Below are 17,948 nucleotides of genomic sequence, written 5' to 3'. Positions count from 1 at the left end.
GGAGCCCCGCCCCGCCGCTATAGAGCCGGCGCTTCTTCCTCCAGCCAGCGCCGTTTGTCGCGCAGCGGCGGCGCGCCGAACATGCGGCTGTACTCGCGGCTGAATTGCGACGGACTCTCGTAACCCACCGTCTGCGACGCCGTCGCCACGCTGACGTCGTCGGCCAGCATCAGCCGGCGCGCTTCCTGCAGGCGCAGGTTCTTTTGATATTGCAGCGGACTCATCGCCGTCACCACCTTGAAATGATGATGCAGCGACGACACGCTCATGTGCACGTCGCGCGCGATGTCGTCCACGCGCAGCGGCTGCGCGAAGCTTTCCTTCATCATGCGGATGGCCTTGGCGATGCGGTTCATCTGGCTGTCTTGCAACACGGTCTGGCGCAGCAAGGCGCCCTGGCCGTTCATGAGCAGGCGATACAGGATTTCGCGCTTGACCATCGGCGCCAGGATCGGAATATCGCGCGGCGTATCCAGCAGGCGCAACAGGCGCAGCACCGCATCCATCAGCGTGATGTCGAGGCGGTTGACGAACAGGCCGCGCGAGGCATCCGATGAAACACCTTGCGGCAAATGCTCGTCGCCGATCAGCGAGCCGATTTCCCGGGTGTCGAGATCGATGCGCAGACCCAGGTACGGGGTCTCCGGGCTGCTCATCGTCACCTTGCCCACCATCGGCAGATCCACCGACGACACCAAATAGTGCATCGGATCGTAATCATAGATGTCGTCGCCGACGAACAGGCGCTTGGCGCCCTGCGCGATCACGGCAAACACCGGCTTTTGCACCGCATGCTTGGGTCCCTGCGGATTGGTGATGCGATGCAGGAAGAAACCTTCGATGCCGGTTTCCAGCGAACCTTCGATGCCCTCGGTCAGGCGCGCGATCAAGGTGACCAGCTCGCGCTGCGCCGCGCACAGCCGCTCATCAGCCTCGCCATCCAGGCTCGCGGATGCGGAAGAGCCGGACGCAGGCGAACCGGCGTTGTCGTCGATATCGGTGGGGGAGTCGTTCAGATCCATGGCGGTTCCGGGTGGGGAGAGTGGAAGCAGCCAGCTTACTCCAGATTGCCGACTTGCCTGAATCTCCGCCGCCTCCAAATGGAGAAATAGGCAAATAATCAGGAGAATTGGGTATCCAGGCAGTATTCCGCGATTGGATTTGCACAAGTCAGGAGGCCAAACTATTACAGGACAAGACACGCCTTGCATTCATATCCATCTACGCACCACCGGCCAGCAGGCCTTGTTCTGCCTGACATGCAGCGATCGCTGTCCGGTCTGCTCGTGTTTGCAAAAACCGGCGATTTTTACCGGCCATTCCTCGCACAAGACTGCCCGACGCGAGCGAGATCAGATCCGAAAAATGCAAAAACTGCCTGATTCACCATCACACTGGAGAATCAGGCAAATATTCGACAGCTTTCAGCAAACGGAAATTGCTGCGCTGCGCGCATAATCTCTTCACGCCAAACACACGATACAAACTGTCCGCCGTTCCGCCTCCGGTCCGGCCATGCAAGACAGCGTTTCACCGGACCGCCGACAAGCGGCGCGCAGATTCGCGCTGCCGCCTCGGCTCTTCACCAACTTTCCAGACACCATCGACCCGACGTTTTTCGCCCTTTCCGGCGGAAGGACGCGCTGCTTTTTTTCATTCTGCGGCGTGCGGCCCTGTCGTCATGGTCTGGCCCTGAGGACTCGACATGCAAGCGATCATCGCCCACACAAAAACAGCGACGCGCCTGAAACCAGGCGGGCCGCTGCATGGCAAACCGTCTCTAAAGAGCGCGCTAGAACACGCTTTCGGCGATGTTGTGCTGTTCGATGACGGCGCGGATGGTGTTGCTCTCCGGCTTGGAAGTGAACTGGGATTCCTTGGGTTCGTCGGCCATGCCCATCTGGCAGCCCTTTTGCAGCGGGCAGGTGGCGAACAGTTCGGCGACCCAGTCGACGAAGGCGCGCACCTTGGGCGACAAGTGGCGATTGTGCAGGTAGACCACCGAAATCGGCATGGGAACCGGCTTCCACTGCGACAGGATCTCGACCAGACGGCCGTCTTCGAGGAAAGGCTGAATCATGTACAGCGGCGCCTGGACCAGGCCGAACCCCTGCAGCGCGCAAGCGACATAGGCATCGCCATCGTTGACCGACAACTTGCCGGCCATCTTCACTTCCTGCGTGGCGCCGTCGACCATGAAGTCCCAGTCGATGGTGCGGCCGGTGCGGCTGGAGAAGTAGTGCACCGACTTGTGATTCTGCAAGTCCTCGATGGTGTGCGGCATGCCATGGCGCTCGAAATACGTGGGCGAACCGCAGGTCACCGCCTGGAAAGTGCCGATGCGGCGCGCCACCATGCTCGAATCCTGCAGATCGCCGACGCGGATCACGCAATCCACCGCCTCCTGCACCATGTCGACCGGACGATCGCTCATGCCCATGACCAGCTCGATGTCGGGATACTTGGTATAGAAGTCGCACAGGTTGGGCAGCAGCAGCAAGCGGCCGATCGAGGCCGGCACGTCGATGCGCAGGCGCCCTTGCGGGCCGCGCGTGACGTTGCGGAACGAGGCTTCGGTCTCGTCCACCTCGGCCAGGATGCGCACGCAGCGCTCGTAATACGCAGCGCCGTCGGGCGTGAGGCTGATGCGGCGCGTGGTGCGGTTGAGCAAGCGCACCTGCAACAAACTCTCCAGCCCCTGAACAATCGTCGTCACCGTGGTGCGCGGCAAATTGAGATTGTCGGCGGCGCGCGTAAAGCTGTTGGCGTCGACCACGGCGCTGAAGACCTGCATTGCTTGAAATTTGTCCATTTGATTCTCCACGGCAACGATTTTGTCGTCGCATTTGTACAAATCACGTTCCGCGATTGTTTTGCAACAGCGGTAAAAACGCGTTTTTCACTGCCAATTTGCCATCTTTTGCTGCCATTGGCGGGCTTTATCCGGCTTTGGCGCGCTTATCCGAAAACACCGGAAAGCCGCGTCGGCATTGGCGGCGGCTCGATTTTCGTCAAACTAATTCGGTTATTTTACGCCGATTGTTCGAACTCAGCGAACAGTGTTGTTGGATTTGCCTGCTTTATCCGCCCGCATGCTGTGGCGCACAATCCGCTTCAACTTAGCGAATCCGGCGTTAACCGCCGCCCCCACATCATGGAAGTCGAACAAGCTTCAACCGTCACCAACTTCACCGTCCCCGGTCCGATCGGCGCGATTCCCGTGCGCCTGTATCAACCGCAAGGCCGCGTGAAAACCGGCGACCTGCAGGCGCTGGTGCTGTATTTCCACGGCGGCGGTTTCGTCTCCGGCGGCCTGGACGACGCCGACCTGCAAGCCCGCTACATTGCGCAGTACAGCCGCGCCGTGGTGCTGTCGGTAGCGTATGCGCTGGCGCCGGCCAAGCCGTTCCCGGCAGCGCCGGAAGACGCTTACGCCGCCGCCTGCTGGGCCGTCAAGAACGCCGGCATGCTGCACATCGATCCGCACCAGATCGCCGTTGCGGGCGACGATGCCGGCGGCAACCTGGCGGCCAGCCTGACCATGATCACGCGCGACCGCTGCTCGGCGCCGTTCGCTGCGCAGGTGCTGATCAGCCCGATGCTCGACCCCAGCATGACGTTGCTGGGCGACGCCAAACGCCTGAACTCGGACATGACCGCCGAAGCCTGCGCCCTGCGCTATCGCCAGTACCTGCCGCAGACCATGCAACGCCTGCATCCGTATGCCGCGCCGCTGGAAGCCAGTCGCCTGGCCGGATTGCCGCCGGCGTTCATCGCCACGGCCGGCTGCGACGTGCTGCACACCGAAGCGGAAAAGTACGCCGCCTCGCTGATCCACGCCGGCGTGCATACGCAAGTCGCGCGCTTCGCCGGCATTACGCACGACGCACTGCGCAGCCATATTCCTTTGCTTAAAGAAATCGTCGAATTCCTGCGTCGTCGCTTCAGTGCGATCGCCGGCCCATCCAACCCAGCTTTCCAATTCCAACCTGCTTAATGAGGTCCATCATGTCCAGCAAAATGACACTGCGCAATCGCTACACCGTCACGGCAGCCGTCTTCGCCGTCATCGCCATCGCCGTCGCCGGCACCCTGTCCGCCATCGGCGTCGACTCCACCGCCAACGCGCAACAAGCGCCGCAAGCGGCCGGCGTCGATGTCGCCGAAGTCGTCAGCAAACAGATCACCGACTGGCAGCAATACTCCGGTCGCCTCGAAGCAGTCGACCGCGTCGAGATCCGCCCGCTGGTGTCCGGCACCCTGACCGCCGTGCACTTCAAGGACGGCGCCATGGTGAAGAAGGGTGACGTCCTGTTTACCATCGACCCGCGTCCTTACGCCGCCGAAGTCGCCCGCGCGCAAGCGCAACTGGCCGGCGCCGAAGCCCGCGCCGCCTACACCGCTTCGGATGTGGCGCGCGGTCAGCGCCTGCTGGGCGACAACGCCATCGCCAAGCGCGACTACGAAGAAAAGCAAAACGCTTCCCGCGAAGCCGCCGCCAACGTGCAAGCTGCGCAAGCCGCCCTGCGTTCGGCCAAGCTGAACCTGGAATATACGCAAATCGTGGCGCCGGTTTCCGGTCGCATGTCGCGCGCCGAAGTCACCGTCGGCAATATCGTCTCGGTCGGCTCCAACACCCCGGCGCTGTCGACGCTGGTGTCGATGTCGAAGATCTACGCTTCCTTCGACGTCGATGAGCAAAGCTTCCTGAAGTACGTCAACCCGGCGCGGGCGAAGGGCACTTCGGTCCCCGTGTTCCTGGGTCTGGCCAATGAAGACGCTTACTCGCGCGAAGGCAAGGTCGGTTCGATCGACAACCGTATCGATACGTCCTCCGGCACCATCCGCGTGCGCGCCGTGTTCGACAACACCGACGGCCAATTGCTGCCGGGCCTGTATGCACGCATCCGCCTCGGCGGCGGTGCGCCGCGCGATGCCTTGCTGATCGATGAAAAGGCGCTCGGCACCGATCAGGACAAGCGCTTCGTGCTGGTGCTCGACAAGGACAACCACGCTACTTACCGCGAAGTCCGCGTCGGCGCCAACCAGGATGGTTTGCGTGTGATCGAAAACGGCCTGAAACCGGGTGAACGCATCGTCGTCAACGGCCTGCAACGCGTCCGTCCGGGCGACACCGTGGCGCCGAACCTGGTGCCGATGGTCAAGGTCGCCGGCGCCGCCAAGGCCGACAAGAAGGCTTAACAGGATCAATCCAGAAGATCCGCATCGAATTATTAACGGGGAACTCCCATGAACATTTCAAAATTCTTTATCGACCGCCCGATTTTTGCGGGCGTGCTGTCGATACTGCTGCTGCTGGCCGGGGTGCTGGCCATGTTCCAGTTGCCCATTTCCGAATATCCGGAAGTGGTGCCGCCATCGGTCGTGGTGCGCGCGCAGTATCCCGGCGCCAACCCGAAAGTGATCGCCGAAACCGTGGCCTCGCCGCTGGAAGAGCAGATCAACGGCGTGGAAAACATGCTGTACATGCAGTCGCAGGCCAACAGCGACGGCAACCTGACCATCACGGTCAACTTCCGTCTCGGCGTCGACCCGGACAAGGCCCAGCAATTGGTGCAGAACCGCGTTGCGCAAGCCTTGCCGCGCCTGCCTGAAGACGTGCAGCGCCTGGGCGTGACGACCATCAAGAGCTCGCCGACGCTGACCATGGTGGTCCACCTGATCTCGCCCGACAATCGCTACGACACCACTTACCTGCGCAACTACGCGGTGCTGAACGTGAAAGACCGTCTGGCGCGCATCCAGGGCGTCGGTGAAGTCGGCCTGTTCGGTTCCGGCAACTACTCCATGCGCATCTGGCTGGATCCGAACAAGGTCTCGCAGCGCGGCCTGACCGCCAGCGACGTCATCAAGTCGATCCGCGAACAGAACGTGCAGGTTGCCGCCGGTGTGATCGGCGCATCGCCGAGCTCGCCTGACGTGCCGGTGCAATTGTCCGTCAATGCACAAGGCCGCCTGAAGACGGAGGAAGAGTTCCGCGAAATCATCCTGAAGAGCGCACCTGACGGCGCCATCACCAAGCTGGGCGACGTCGCCCGCGTCGAGCTGGCAGCGTCCGAATACGGCCTGCGCTCGCTGCTGGACAACAAGCCTGCGGTGGCGATCCCGATCTTCCAGGCGCCGGGCGCCAACGCGCTGGACGTGTCCACGCAAGTGCGCGCCGCGATGAAGGATCTGTCGAAAGACTTCCCTTCCTCGGTCGAATACAAGATCGTGTACGACCCGACCCAGTTCGTGCGCGCCAGTATCGAAGCCGTGGTGCACACCCTGCTCGAAGCGATTGCGCTGGTCGTGATCGTGGTGATCATCTTCCTGCAAACCTGGCGTGCATCGATCATCCCGCTGCTGGCCGTGCCGGTGTCGATTGTCGGTACCTTCTCGCTGATGCTCGGCTTCGGCTATTCCATCAACGCCCTGTCGCTGTTCGGCATGGTGCTTGCCATCGGGATTGTGGTCGACGATGCCATTGTGGTGGTGGAGAACGTCGAGCGGAACATCGGCGCCGGCCTGAGTCCGCGTGAAGCGACTTACCGCGCCATGCAGGAAGTGTCCGGTCCGATCGTCGCCATTGCGCTGACGCTGGTGGCGGTGTTCGTTCCGCTGGCGTTCATGACCGGCCTGACGGGCCAGTTCTACAAACAGTTTGCGATGACGATTGCGATTTCGACCGTGATCTCGGCGTTCAACTCGCTGACGCTGTCCCCGGCGCTGGCTTCGATGCTGCTCAAGGGCCACGGCGCCAAGCCGGATTGGCTGACGCGCCAGATGGACCGTTTCCTCGGTGGTTTCTTCGTCCGCTTCAATCGTTTCTTCAACCGTGCTTCCGAGGGTTACAGCAAGGGCGTGACCGGCGTGATCTCGCGCAAGGCGTCGGCGATGGGCGTGTACGCCCTGCTGCTGGCGGCGACCGTCGGCATCGCCTACATCGTGCCGGGTGGCTTCGTGCCTGGCCAGGACAAGCAATACCTGGTGGCCTTCGCGCAATTGCCTAACGGCGCGTCGATCGACCGCAGCGAAGACGTGATGCGCAAGATGAGCGACATCATGTTGAAGGAACCGGGCGTCGACAGTGCGATCGCCTTCCCCGGCCTGTCGATCAACGGCTTCACCAACAGCTCTTCCGCCGGTATCGTCTTCGTCGGCCTGAAACCGTTCGAAGAACGCAAGAGCAAGGAACTGTCGGGCACCGCCATCGCCATGTCACTGAACAAGAAATTCAGCGGCATCAAGGAAGCCTTCACGGCCGTGTTCCCACCGCCGCCGGTGATGGGTCTCGGTACGCTGGGCGGCTTCAAGATGCAGATCGAAGATCACGGCTCGGTCGGCTACGCTGAACTCGACGCCGCGGCACAAGCCTTCATGAAGGCCGCCGCCAAGGAACCTGCACTGGGTCCGATGTTCTCGAGCTATCAGATCAACGTGCCGCAACTGGACGTCGACCTCGACCGCGTGAAAGCCAAGCAGCTCGGCATTCCCGTGACCGATGTGTTCAACACCATGCAGATCTATCTGGGTTCGCTGTACGTCAACGACTTCAACCGTTTCGGCCGCGTCTACCAGGTGCGTGCCCAGGCTGATGCGCCGTTCCGCGCCAAGGCCGACGACATCGGCCAGCTCAAGACCCGCAATACCGCTGGCGACATGGTGCCGTTGTCGTCGGTGGTCAAGGTCAAGCAAACCTTCGGTCCTGAAATGGTGGTGCGTTACAACGGCTTCACCGCTGCCGACATCAACGGCGGCCCGGCTCCCGGTTACTCGTCGGATCAGGCAGAGAAAGCGGCTGAACGCGTCGCCAAGGCAACCCTGCCGCGCGGCGTGCGCTTCGAATGGACCGACCTGACCTATCAGAAAATCCTCGCAGGCAATGCCGGCGTGTGGGTGTTCCCGATCAGCGTGCTGCTGGTGTTCCTGGTGCTGGCTGCGCTGTACGAAAGCCTGACCCTGCCGCTGGCCGTGATCCTGATCGTGCCGATGAGCATCCTGGCGGCGCTGACCGGTGTCTGGCTGACCAAGGGCGACAACAACATCTTCACCCAGATCGGTCTGATGGTGCTGGTGGGCCTGTCGGCGAAGAACGCGATCCTGATCGTCGAATTCGCCCGCGAACTGGAACTGCAAGGCAGCACCGTGATCCGTGCCGCGATCGATGCCAGCCGCCTGCGTCTGCGTCCGATCCTGATGACCTCGATCGCATTCATCATGGGCGTGGTGCCGCTGGTGACCTCGACGGGCGCCGGTTCGGAAATGCGCCACGCGATGGGTATTGCAGTGTTCTTCGGCATGCTGGGCGTGACGCTGTTCGGCCTGTTCCTGACACCGGTGTTCTATGTGCTGCTGCGTAGCATCGGCGGCAGCAAGAAACTGCACTCCGCACACAAGCATGAAGCGCCGTTGACTGCAGGGTCACATGTCGCTCAGGCCGAATCGCACGATGGTCGTTAATCGCGGCCGATGAGCAAAGGAAAAATAACATGAACGCACTCTCAATCAACAATCAAGGAGGCCTGGGCGGCAAGCTGCTCAAGCCGCTCCAAGGTTTCAGAACTAGTTCGGCCCTGCTGGCGGCAATGCTGGTGCTGGCAGGCTGCTCGCTGGCGCCGACCTACGAACGCCCTGCCGTGAACACCTCGGTCGCCTACAAGGAAGCCGCAGACGCCAAGGCGGCCTCCGACTGGAAGACCGCGCAACCGGCTGAAGACATGGCCCGCGGCGAATGGTGGAAGATCTTCAACGACGAAGGCCTCAATGCCCTGGAAGCACAGGCACTGGAAGCCAATCAGAACCTGAAGGCCGCCGCCGCCCGCCTGAGCCAGTCGCGGGCCCTGCGCCAGGACGCCCGCTCCGGCCTGTTCCCGCAAGTCGACGCCGGCTTCGGCGCGACCCGCCAACGCCAGTCGCCGGCCTCGCAAGGCCTGCCGCCGAACGCCAATACCACGCCGACCACTTTGTACCGCGCACAGCTCGGCGTGTCGTATGAAGCCGATCTGTTCGGCCGTGTGGCGTCCACCGTCGATGCTGCAACTGCCGATGCGCAACGCAGCGAAGCGCTGTTCCATTCGGTGCGCCTGGCGCTGCAAGCCGACGTCGCCCAGCAATATTTCCTGCTGCGCGAACTCGATGCCGAGCAAGAGTTGTATACCGGCACCGTGGACCTGCGCATGCAGTCGCTGAAGCTGGTGCAACGTCGCTTCGATGAAGGCGACATCAGCGAAGTCGACGTCGCCCGCGCCAAGTCGGAGCTGGCTTCCGCGCAATCGGAATCCTTCGGCATCGCCCGCCAGCGCGCCAATGCAGAACACGCACTGGCGATCCTGCTGGGCAAGACGCCGGCCGAGTTCGACTTCAAGCCGCAACCGCTGCAACGCTTGTCGATCGCGATCCCGGCCGGCCTGCCGTCCGACCTGCTGGAACGCCGTCCCGACATCGCCGCCGCTGAACGCGCCATGGCGGCCGCCAATGCCCGCGTCGGCGTGGCCCGTTCGGCGTGGTTCCCGCGTCTGGATCTGACCGGCGGTCTCGGTTATGAATCGGCCAAGTTGGGCGACCTGTTCAACTGGTCCAGCCGTACTTTCCTGCTGGGTCCGCTGGTGGGTACCGCACTGACCTTGCCGATCTTCGACGGCGGTCGCCGTGAAGCCGGCGTCAACCGCGCCCGCGCCGCCTATGAAGAAGATGTCGCCAACTATCGCCAGACCGTCCTGACGGCCTTCGGCGAAGTCGAGGACAACCTCGCCAGCCTGCGCATCCTGGGCGACCAGACCCGTGCGCAGGATGACGCGGTGTCGGCTTCCAACCACGCAGCCAAACTGTCGCACGTGCAATATCGCGAAGGCTCGGTCAGCTACTTCAACGTGATCGACGCCGACCGCACCGTGCTGCAACAGCAGCGCGCCGCAGTCCAGCTCGACGGCGAACGCGCACGCTCGACCGTCAACCTGATCCGCGCGCTCGGCGGCGGCTGGCACGGTCCGCTGGCGCCGACCGATACGCAGGCGAAGAACGACGCCGGCAACAAGATGTAAGGGCGTGTCCGCGGCCATCGATGCTGTGGACCGTCATGAGGTGTTTCGTCCCCTTGCCGACCGGAGCGGTTGCCCATGCCGAGCTGGTCGGCTTTTTTATTCTCTGCGGCTGTTGTGCGTTGTCTTTATGATGAATGGCATCAGACGGCCGTTGTTGTTCCCGATTCACTCATTCCAGGAGTCACCATGTCGCTCACCATGCATCAGATTTCCATTCCCGTCTTCATCCGCGCGCTGAAGAATCTGTCGGGCTTGCTCGACAAGGCCATCGCCCACGCCGAAGAGAACAAGCTCGATCCGGACACCATCCTGACCGCGCGCCTGTTTGAAGACATGTATCCGTTGACCGGTCAGATCCAGCGCGCCAGCGATGCCGCCAAGTTCGGCGCCGCGCGCCTGTCGGCGATCCAGCCGCCCAGCTTCGCCGACGAAGAAACCACTTTCCCGCAGCTGCAGGAACGCATCGCCAAGACCATCGCCTTCCTCGAGACCGTGACGCCGGAACAACTGGCGGGCAGCGCCGAACGCGAAATCGTCATCAAGCTGCGCGGCAACGAAACCAAATTTACCGGCCAGGCTTATCTGCTGACCTTCGCGCTGCCGAACTTCCTGTTCCACATCACCACGGCCTATGACATCCTGCGCCACAAGGGCGTGAAGATCGGCAAGATGGATTACCTCGGTTTCTGATCGCTTCGCAAACAGGCCTGAATTGGCCTGAATGGACCTGTGAAGCATAGGGATGTCGGTTCACGACTTTCGACTTGAATCGACATCCTTCGACGGCCTGCGGATCTCGCGCCAAGGGTTAACGACGCGCGCCGGCCATCTCCGGCTCGCCGACGTCCATGCCCACACGCTGCAGCAGTTGACGGCTGCGACGCGACAGATGCGCCAGCCGCAGATGTTTGCCGGCCCGGGTGTAGCGCTCGGACAGCGCTTCCAGCGCAGCGATGGCGGAGTGATCGGCCAGATGCAGGTGGCGGCAATCGACCACCACGCGCAGCGGATCCTGCGCCGGATCGAACAACTCCTGGAAATGCGCGGTCGATGCGAAGAACAGCGTGCCGTGCGGGACATAGGTCTTCTCGCCATCACCCGATTCCGAAATGTCAGCGCGAATCTCGCGCGCATGCTGCCACGCGAAATTGAGCGCCGCAATCACGATACCGCACAGCACCGCCACCGCCAGATCCGTGAACACCGTAATCACGGTCACCGCGACGATCACCAGCGCATCGTTGCGCGGCACCTTGCCGAGCACGCGCAGCGAGCCCCACGCGAAAGTCTGCTGCGCCACCACGAACATCACGCCCACCAGCGCAGCCAGCGGGATACGTTCGATCAGCGGCGACAGGAACAGGATGAACAACAAGATCATCACGCCGCTGACCACGCCCGACAGCCGCGACCGGCCGCCCGAACTGAGGTTGATCATGGTCTGGCCGATCATGGCGCAACCGCCCATGCCGCCGAACAGACCCGACACCACATTGGCAACACCCAGCGCCAGGCATTCGCGATTGGCCTGGCCGCGCGTCTCGGTGATTTCATCGGTGAGGTTGAGCGTCAGCAGCGTTTCCAGCAAACCGACGACGGCCATCAGCACTGCGTAGGGAGCGACGATCCGCAAGGTTTCCAGCGTCAGCGGCACCTCGGGAAAATGCCAGATCGGCAAGCCGCCTGCAATGTGCGCCATATCGCCCAGCGTGCGCGTGGGCAAACCGGTCACCTGGCTCAGTACGGCCACGCCGACAATGGCCGCCAACGCCGGCGGGATGACGCGCGTCAGGCGCGGCAACAGATAGACGATCAGCATCGTGACCGCCACCAGCGCCACCATGATCAGCAGGGGCGCGCCGTGCAGCCAGTGCGTGCCGCTCGCGTCGGTCTGCTTGAAGTGTTCGAACTGCGCCATCGCAATCACGATCGCCAGGCCGTTGACGAAACCCAGCATCACCGGATGCGGCACCATGCGGATCAGCTTGCCCAGCCGCAGCGCTCCGAACAGCAGCATGAGCGCGCCGCTGAGCACCACCGTCAACAGGAAATACTGCGCACCGTGCTGCGCCACCAGCGCCACGATCACCACCGCCATCGAACCGGCCGCTCCCGAAATCATGCCGGGCCGGCCGCCGAACAGCGCAGTGAGGGTGCAGATGAAGAAGGCGCCGTACAGCCCCATCAACGGATTGAGCTGGGCCACCAGCGCGAACGCGATGCACTCGGGCACCAGCGCAAACGACGAGGTCAGTCCGGCCAGCACATTGGCTTTGCCGTTCGACAACCATTCGTCGCGAAAGGAAGTTGTGTTCATTGATCGTTGTCCGTAATCCGATGCCGGCGCACATGGGCAACTGGGGAAACAGCGATGACGACCTGCAGGAAAGACGGCGCCCGGTAAAAACAGGCGGCGCTTCAAGGGGAAATGGAGCTGTCAGAGTGTTGCGCAGGAGGCAATATGCAAACCGGACCGGCGCCCGCGAGATGCGGCGCCGATCCGCGCATTTTACCGTATCCCGGCCTTTGGCCTGCCCCTAGGCCGCTTGGGTCAAGGCAGGCAGCGGCGACGGCGCAGACAAGGACGCCGCCGTTCGCGAACCATGATCGAGCGAAAACACGCTCACCAGCTGCGCCAGCGATGCCGCCTGGGACTGCATCGACGCCGCCGCGGCAGCCGCCTGCTCCACCAGTGCGGCGTTCTGCTGGGTCATTTCATCCATCTGGCTGATGGCGAGGTTGACCTGCTCGATGCCCGACGATTGCTCGCGGCTGGCCAGACTGATCTCGCCGACGATCTCGGCAACTTTGCGCACGCTGCCGACCACGCGCTCCATGGTGGCGCCGGCCTGTTCCACCAATACGCCGCCGTCGCCGACGGTTTTCACCGAGTCATCGATCAGCAACTTGATTTCTTTCGCGGCGGTGGCGCTGCGTTGCGCCAGGCTGCGCACTTCACTTGCCACGACGGCAAAACCGCGGCCCTGTTCGCCGGCACGCGCCGCTTCGACGGCGGCGTTCAAGGCCAGGATATTGGTCTGGAAGGCGATGCCGTCGATCACGCTGATGATGTCGACAATCTTGCGCGACGAACTGTTGATGGCGCTCATGGTCGCCACCACGCGGGTCACCACCTCACCGCCCTCGACCGCGATGCCGGACGCTTCCGACGCTAATCGGCTGGCCGTATCGGCGTTGTCGGCGTTCTGGCGTACGGTGGAGATCAGTTCTTCCATTGCCGATGCGGTCTCTTCAAGCGCACTGGCCTGCTGCTCAGTACGCGCCGACAGATCGTGATTGCCGGTGCTGATCTCGGCGGATGCCACCGCAATCGTGTTGGTGCCCTGGCGTACATTGCCGACGATGTTGCGCAGGCTGCCGTTCATGTCGTTGAGGGACGACAGCAGTTGCCCGACTTCGTCGGCGCTCTTGCCGTCGCCGCCGCTGACTTGCGTGCTCAGGTCGCCGGCGGCGACGCGGCGCGAAATGCCCAGCGCCGCATTGATCGGACGCGTGATGCCGATCGTCAGATACCATGCGCAGAAGCAGCCCAGCAACAAGGACAAGCCTTCCAGAATCAGCAGCAGGCGCCGGCTGCCGGCGGCGATGTCGTCGATCTGCTGCGTGGTCTTGTCGATGTCACGCTGTTCCAGTTCCAGCAACTTGAGCATGGAATCCTGATAGCTCTTCGCCAGCGGCACGAACTCCTGATCAAGCAGGCGATTGCCTTCTTCGATGTTGCCCGCCGATTTGAGGTCGAGGATGCGATAGTGCGACGCCAGGTAGACCTTGCGGCGCTCGCCGATGTTCTGATACAGGGATTTTTCTTCCTCGCTGCTCAGCAACTCGCCGATCTCTTTTTGCAGGCGCGTGGAGTTGGCGGTCGATGCCTTGGCCTCATCAATGAAATACGTTTTCAACGTGGGGTCGGCGCTGCGCGAAATCGCGATCGTGCGCACGATGCCGGCGCGCAGGCTGCCGTACCAGCTGGAGATCAGGCGTTCCTTGCGCGCCGACTGTTCCACCATCGCGCGTGTGACATCGGACACTACCTGCAAACGCCAGATGCCGATCGCCGTGATGACGATGGACAACAGCATGATGGCGGCGAAACCCAGTGTCAGCCGCTTGCCGATTTTCATTTTTCCCATGATGCGCAGATCTCCCCCCGGAGTGAATACAGCTAATTACAGCTAATTTAGCGCGCGACGACATGCCCCAGCCGCACCACTGTCACGCCCGGTCCGAGCTGGCGCAGCGACGGCATGACGATGACGCAGTTATCGTACGGCGTGACGAATTCGCGAGCGCCTTCGCGGGCGATCACGGTGCCAGCTTTGGCGATGATTTCCATGCCGCGATAATCTTCGGCAAATTCAAAATCGTAGGAAGTCGCCACCACCGGCTCGGTCACACGGAAGAAGCGCTGCGGTGCCGGGGCGCCGGCCAGCATGAAGGCGCGCAGGTCTAGCTCGGCCATCACGCCGGTGGCGATCAGGAAGCGGCAAGCCGAATCCATCGCCACGTCCTTGCTGCGCGTGGAGAAGTGCTGGCCGGTCTCGATCAGCAAGGCATTCTTGGCGCTGGCCGGATCGCCGAAGCCGGCATAGTCGCGCATGCGCTTGCCGTTGGGATGGCCGACGTCGATGATCACGTGTTCCGGCGCGCCGACATCGGCGGCGAACCGGATGCCTTTTTCAAGCGGACCGCTGACGATCAGCGGCGGCGCTTCTTCATGCATGGAATGCAGGTCGAGCATGTAGTCGACCGTATCGATGATAGGACGCAGCTCACGCGCGCGGCGCAGTTCGACGCTGTCCTCGGCGCCGTCGAGACGCGACGACGACCAGACGCGGTTCATGTCTTCGTCGACGTAGCGCGTCGCATCGGGATTGCGCGCATCGAAACGGCGATAGGCTTCGACGTTGGCGAAGCCGAGCGTGATGCGGCCCTTCAGCGGACGCAGGCCGGCTTGCAGCAAACGGCCGACGGTGATCGCGCCGCTGACTTCATTGCCGTGCATCAGCGCCAGGATCATCACGTGCGGACCGGCGACGCCGCTGTCGATGCTGTGCACGTAGTCGACGCCGGTATTGCCGTGCTGCCATTTGGCGATGTCGGGAAACTCCACCTCGACCGGATAGTGTTTCAGTTGTGCGCGTACTTGTTCCAGGGTTTTCATGCGATTGCTCCAGCGTCCAGGCTGACGATGTGAACGGATGCGCTGCTGCGCATCCGGCCTGATTCAAATAAAAATGAGTGAAAGAAATGAATGAAGAAGAGGTTCGGCTTAGTTCGGCTTATTGCGCCGGATTGCGTCCCATGCGGCGGCCCAGCACGATCACCGCGACCAGGCTAATCAACGCAGTGGCCATGACATAGAAGCTCGGCGCCATCTTGTTTTCGGTAGCGGCGATCATCCACGTCACGATCAGCGGCGAGAAGCCGCCGAACAAGGTCACCGAGAAGTTGTAGCTCAGCGCCAGGCCGGTGCCGCGCGTCTGCGTCGGGAAGATATCCGACAGCATCGCCGGGATCGGCCCCAGGCAGGCGGCGATCAGCACGCCGACGATGCCCTGCACGGCGATCAATGTGGTCACGGTCGGCCAGGTATTGAGCAGCATGAACAGCGGGTACGAGGTCAGGCCGATCGACAGCATCGCAATCGTCAGCACACGGAAGCGGCCATAGCGATCGGACAGCGTACCGAACACCGGCGCCGTCAGCATCAGCACCAGGCCGGTGATCAGCGCGCCGATGAAGGAGGAAGTCGCAGGAATATGCAACTGCTTCAATGCGTAGGTCGGCATGTACAGCTTGTGCACATAGTTGAAGGCGGTGGCGCCGGCCACCACGCCGATGGCCAGCAGCAGCTTGACGCGGTCACGCACCAGCACGAGCATCAGCGGCGATTTCTCCGCCTTGGCGACAGCCGCGTCGGCGGCGATCTTCTTGAACTCCGGCGTTTCATCGATCTGGCTTCGGATATAGAGACCGACCGGGCCCACCAGCAGACCAAAGCAGAAGGCCACCCGCCAGCCCCAATCGTTGAGCTGCGCATCCGTCAGGTTGTAGCTGAGCAAAGCGCTGACGCCGGCGGCGAGCACAGTGGCCAGGCCCTGCGTCGACAGTTGCCAGCTGGCGAAAAACCCGCGGCGTTTGGCGTCGGCGTGCTCCACCATGAAGGCGGTGGCCGCGCCGAATTCGCCGCCGGTGGAGAAGCCTTGCAACAGGCGCGCCACGATGATGATCAGCGGCGAGGCGATGCCGATCTGCGCATAGGTCGGCGCAAACGCGATCATCGCCGTGCCGACCATCATGATCAGAATCGACGCGGTCAGCGATGCCTTGCGTCCGGCGCGGTCGGCGTAGGAACCGAGCACGATGGCGCCGAGCGGACGGATCACGAAGGAGATGCCGAAAGTGCCCACACTCAGCAGCAGCGAGGTGGTCTCATCCTGCGCCGGGAAGAACAATTTTCCGATGACCACGGCGAAGTAGCCGTAAATCAGCAGGTCGTAGAACTCCAGCGCGTTGCCGATGCTGGCGGCGCAGATTTCTTTCCAGGGATTCTTGCGTTTGGCTGCCGGCGATGCGGTGGCGGACAGTGGTGATGACGACTCAAATTCGGCTGACATGCGGTGACTCCCATTTTCTCTTGGTGCTACGCATTGTTGCTGCCGGAGGCAGCCATGTCTGCGTGCTTATTCTAGGTGGCTCGAAAGCGGCGGGATGCTTGGCAAGATGCTCGAAAATAGTGCGCGTTGTACTCCATTGCACTCTATTTGGGAGCGTGTTTCCAGACGTACCGACACGCGTTGCGAGAACTTTGAGGGAGTATAGTGAGCGCGTTTTTTTGCTTATTGCCGTTTCGGCACAGGCTTGTGCTTTTTGCTGCGGAGCGCGTCCCCGAAAGGATCAGGAGCGGTCGATGGCATCCGATGCGACACCGTCCCAGATGGCGTTGACCAGCGCATCGTCGTTGCCGCGCACGCGGTACAGCGAGATGTCGAAGTTGACCCGCATCTCCGGTTCGCCGATGACCAGCAAACGGCGCTCGTTGACGTCTTCCTGCACCAGCCGTTGCGGCAACCATGCCACGCCGACGCCGCGCCGCGCCATTTCGTGGATGGATTCATAGGAGTCGGCTTCATACACCATCCGCAGCGAAACTTTCTTCGGCAAGCCGGCCAGGTGTTTGGCCAGTACGCCGCGCAAGGTCAGCGATTGCGAGAAGCCCAGCCATGGCGTCGGCGTCGCTGCATTGGCCGGCGCCAGCTTGAAGCGCGGCCTTCCCCTGGCGTCGGCGGCCACCACCGGCAACAGGATTTCGCGTGCCAGCGTCAGCGATTCGTAACGCATCGGATCGATCAGCAGCCGCGTGGTCGGACTCGAATAGATCACCAGCAAATCGGCGTCGCCGGCGCCCAGCCGCAGAATCACCTCCTGCGCGCCGCCGGTGCTGACCGATACCGGAAACGGTCCGAAGCGCTGGTTGATGTTCTCGTACCAATCGGGGAAAAACGTGCGCGCCAGCGTACGGCCGGTGGCCACGCGCAAGGTTTTTTCGGCCGGCCCGGAGCCGTCCTGCAACTGCGCCCGCGCGGCATACAGCACGTCGGTCGAATGCGTCGCCGCATCGAGGAACAACTGGCCCGCCGCCGTCAGCGACACCGGATGCGTGCGCACCACCAGCTCGGCGCCGACCCATTGCTCCAGCGCCTTGATGCGGCGGCCGAAGGCGGGATGCGTGACGAAACGGTTTTCCGCCGCGCGCGAGAAGCTGCGCGTACGCGCCAGTTCGATGAAGTCTTCCAGCCAGATCAGGTGCACCGTCTCACTCCCAGTTTTTTGCAGATTCTATCCCAGCCCAGCCTGGACCGGCCATGGACATGCGTCTCCGTC

At 62.5% G+C, this 17,948-nt stretch carries 12 protein-coding genes; 5 read left to right on the top strand and 7 right to left on the bottom strand.

The window, feature by feature from the left end; all coding sequences use genetic code 11:
- Nucleotides 1–17: 17 nt before the first annotated feature.
- The gene (locus tag F506_RS00405) at nt 18–1,022 is read right to left on the bottom strand and encodes an AraC family transcriptional regulator (protein WP_144423964.1); all 1,005 of its coding nucleotides are present in this window, start codon (nt 1,020–1,022) and stop codon (nt 18–20) included.
- Nucleotides 1,023–1,792: 770 nt separating this feature from the next.
- On the bottom strand, nt 1,793–2,812 hold the full coding sequence (locus tag F506_RS00400) for a LysR family transcriptional regulator (RefSeq protein WP_053201101.1): 1,020 nt from the start codon (nt 2,810–2,812) through the stop codon (nt 1,793–1,795).
- A 342-nt stretch (nt 2,813–3,154) separates the two neighbouring features.
- Here F506_RS00400 and F506_RS00395 point away from each other — a divergent pair, with 342 nt between their 5' ends.
- The 5 genes from F506_RS00395 to F506_RS00375 all read left to right on the top strand — a co-directional run bounded on the left by F506_RS00395 (nt 3,155) and on the right by F506_RS00375 (nt 10,733).
- Nucleotides 3,155–3,997: an alpha/beta hydrolase gene (locus tag F506_RS00395; RefSeq protein WP_053194745.1), complete on the top strand. Its 843-nt coding sequence runs from the start codon at nt 3,155–3,157 to the stop codon at nt 3,995–3,997.
- A gap of 11 nt (nt 3,998–4,008) precedes the next feature.
- Nucleotides 4,009–5,202, top strand: a complete 1,194-nt coding sequence (locus F506_RS00390; protein ID WP_053201099.1) for an efflux RND transporter periplasmic adaptor subunit — start codon at nt 4,009–4,011, stop codon at nt 5,200–5,202.
- Nucleotides 5,203–5,250: 48 nt separating this feature from the next.
- Nucleotides 5,251–8,463 carry an efflux RND transporter permease subunit gene (locus tag F506_RS00385; protein WP_053194743.1) on the top strand — a complete coding sequence of 1,071 codons (3,213 nt, stop codon included), beginning with the start codon at nt 5,251–5,253 and terminating at the stop codon, nt 8,461–8,463.
- 29 nt (nt 8,464–8,492) lie between these two features.
- Nucleotides 8,493–10,043: an efflux transporter outer membrane subunit gene (locus F506_RS00380; RefSeq protein ID WP_053194741.1), complete on the top strand. Its 1,551-nt coding sequence runs from the start codon at nt 8,493–8,495 to the stop codon at nt 10,041–10,043.
- A 186-nt stretch (nt 10,044–10,229) separates the two neighbouring features.
- Complete coding sequence (locus F506_RS00375) at nt 10,230–10,733, top strand: DUF1993 domain-containing protein (RefSeq protein WP_053194740.1); 504 nt, start codon at nt 10,230–10,232, stop codon at nt 10,731–10,733.
- A gap of 118 nt (nt 10,734–10,851) precedes the next feature.
- Here F506_RS00375 and F506_RS00370 read toward each other — a convergent pair whose 3' ends face one another.
- The 5 genes from F506_RS00370 to F506_RS00350 all read right to left on the bottom strand — a co-directional run bounded on the left by F506_RS00370 (nt 10,852) and on the right by F506_RS00350 (nt 17,876).
- Nucleotides 10,852–12,360 (bottom strand): SulP family inorganic anion transporter, encoded by a 1,509-nt coding sequence (locus tag F506_RS00370; RefSeq protein WP_053194739.1) that lies wholly within the window; start codon nt 12,358–12,360, stop codon nt 10,852–10,854.
- A gap of 220 nt (nt 12,361–12,580) precedes the next feature.
- On the bottom strand, nt 12,581–14,194 hold the full coding sequence (locus F506_RS00365) for a methyl-accepting chemotaxis protein (protein WP_053194738.1): 1,614 nt from the start codon (nt 14,192–14,194) through the stop codon (nt 12,581–12,583).
- A 47-nt stretch (nt 14,195–14,241) separates the two neighbouring features.
- A complete protein-coding gene (locus tag F506_RS00360) occupies nt 14,242–15,225 on the bottom strand; it encodes a M14 family metallopeptidase (protein ID WP_053194737.1) in 984 nt (327 codons plus the stop codon).
- A 118-nt stretch (nt 15,226–15,343) separates the two neighbouring features.
- Nucleotides 15,344–16,681 carry an MFS transporter gene (locus tag F506_RS00355; protein ID WP_053194736.1) on the bottom strand — a complete coding sequence of 446 codons (1,338 nt, stop codon included), beginning with the start codon at nt 16,679–16,681 and terminating at the stop codon, nt 15,344–15,346.
- 280 nt (nt 16,682–16,961) lie between these two features.
- Nucleotides 16,962–17,876 carry a LysR family transcriptional regulator gene (locus tag F506_RS00350; protein WP_053194735.1) on the bottom strand — a complete coding sequence of 305 codons (915 nt, stop codon included), beginning with the start codon at nt 17,874–17,876 and terminating at the stop codon, nt 16,962–16,964.
- Nucleotides 17,877–17,948: the final 72 nt, after the last annotated feature.

It is taken from the genome of Herbaspirillum hiltneri N3 (assembly GCF_001267925.1).
In the GTDB taxonomy this organism is placed as follows: domain Bacteria; phylum Pseudomonadota; class Gammaproteobacteria; order Burkholderiales; family Burkholderiaceae_D; genus Herbaspirillum; species Herbaspirillum hiltneri.
This window is presented reverse-complemented; position numbering and strand designations above follow the sequence as displayed.

Coding starts and splice junctions, on each gene's coding strand:
- F506_RS00405 (WP_144423964.1), bottom strand. CDS start 1,022: ATGGATCTGAACGACTCCCCCACCGATATCGACGACAACGCCGGTTCG.
- F506_RS00400 (WP_053201101.1), bottom strand. CDS start 2,812: ATGGACAAATTTCAAGCAATGCAGGTCTTCAGCGCCGTGGTCGACGCC.
- F506_RS00395 (WP_053194745.1), top strand. CDS start 3,155: ATGGAAGTCGAACAAGCTTCAACCGTCACCAACTTCACCGTCCCCGGT.
- F506_RS00390 (WP_053201099.1), top strand. CDS start 4,009: ATGTCCAGCAAAATGACACTGCGCAATCGCTACACCGTCACGGCAGCC.
- F506_RS00385 (WP_053194743.1), top strand. CDS start 5,251: ATGAACATTTCAAAATTCTTTATCGACCGCCCGATTTTTGCGGGCGTG.
- F506_RS00380 (WP_053194741.1), top strand. CDS start 8,493: ATGAACGCACTCTCAATCAACAATCAAGGAGGCCTGGGCGGCAAGCTG.
- F506_RS00375 (WP_053194740.1), top strand. CDS start 10,230: ATGTCGCTCACCATGCATCAGATTTCCATTCCCGTCTTCATCCGCGCG.
- F506_RS00370 (WP_053194739.1), bottom strand. CDS start 12,360: ATGAACACAACTTCCTTTCGCGACGAATGGTTGTCGAACGGCAAAGCC.
- F506_RS00365 (WP_053194738.1), bottom strand. CDS start 14,194: ATGGGAAAAATGAAAATCGGCAAGCGGCTGACACTGGGTTTCGCCGCC.
- F506_RS00360 (WP_053194737.1), bottom strand. CDS start 15,225: ATGAAAACCCTGGAACAAGTACGCGCACAACTGAAACACTATCCGGTC.
- F506_RS00355 (WP_053194736.1), bottom strand. CDS start 16,681: ATGTCAGCCGAATTTGAGTCGTCATCACCACTGTCCGCCACCGCATCG.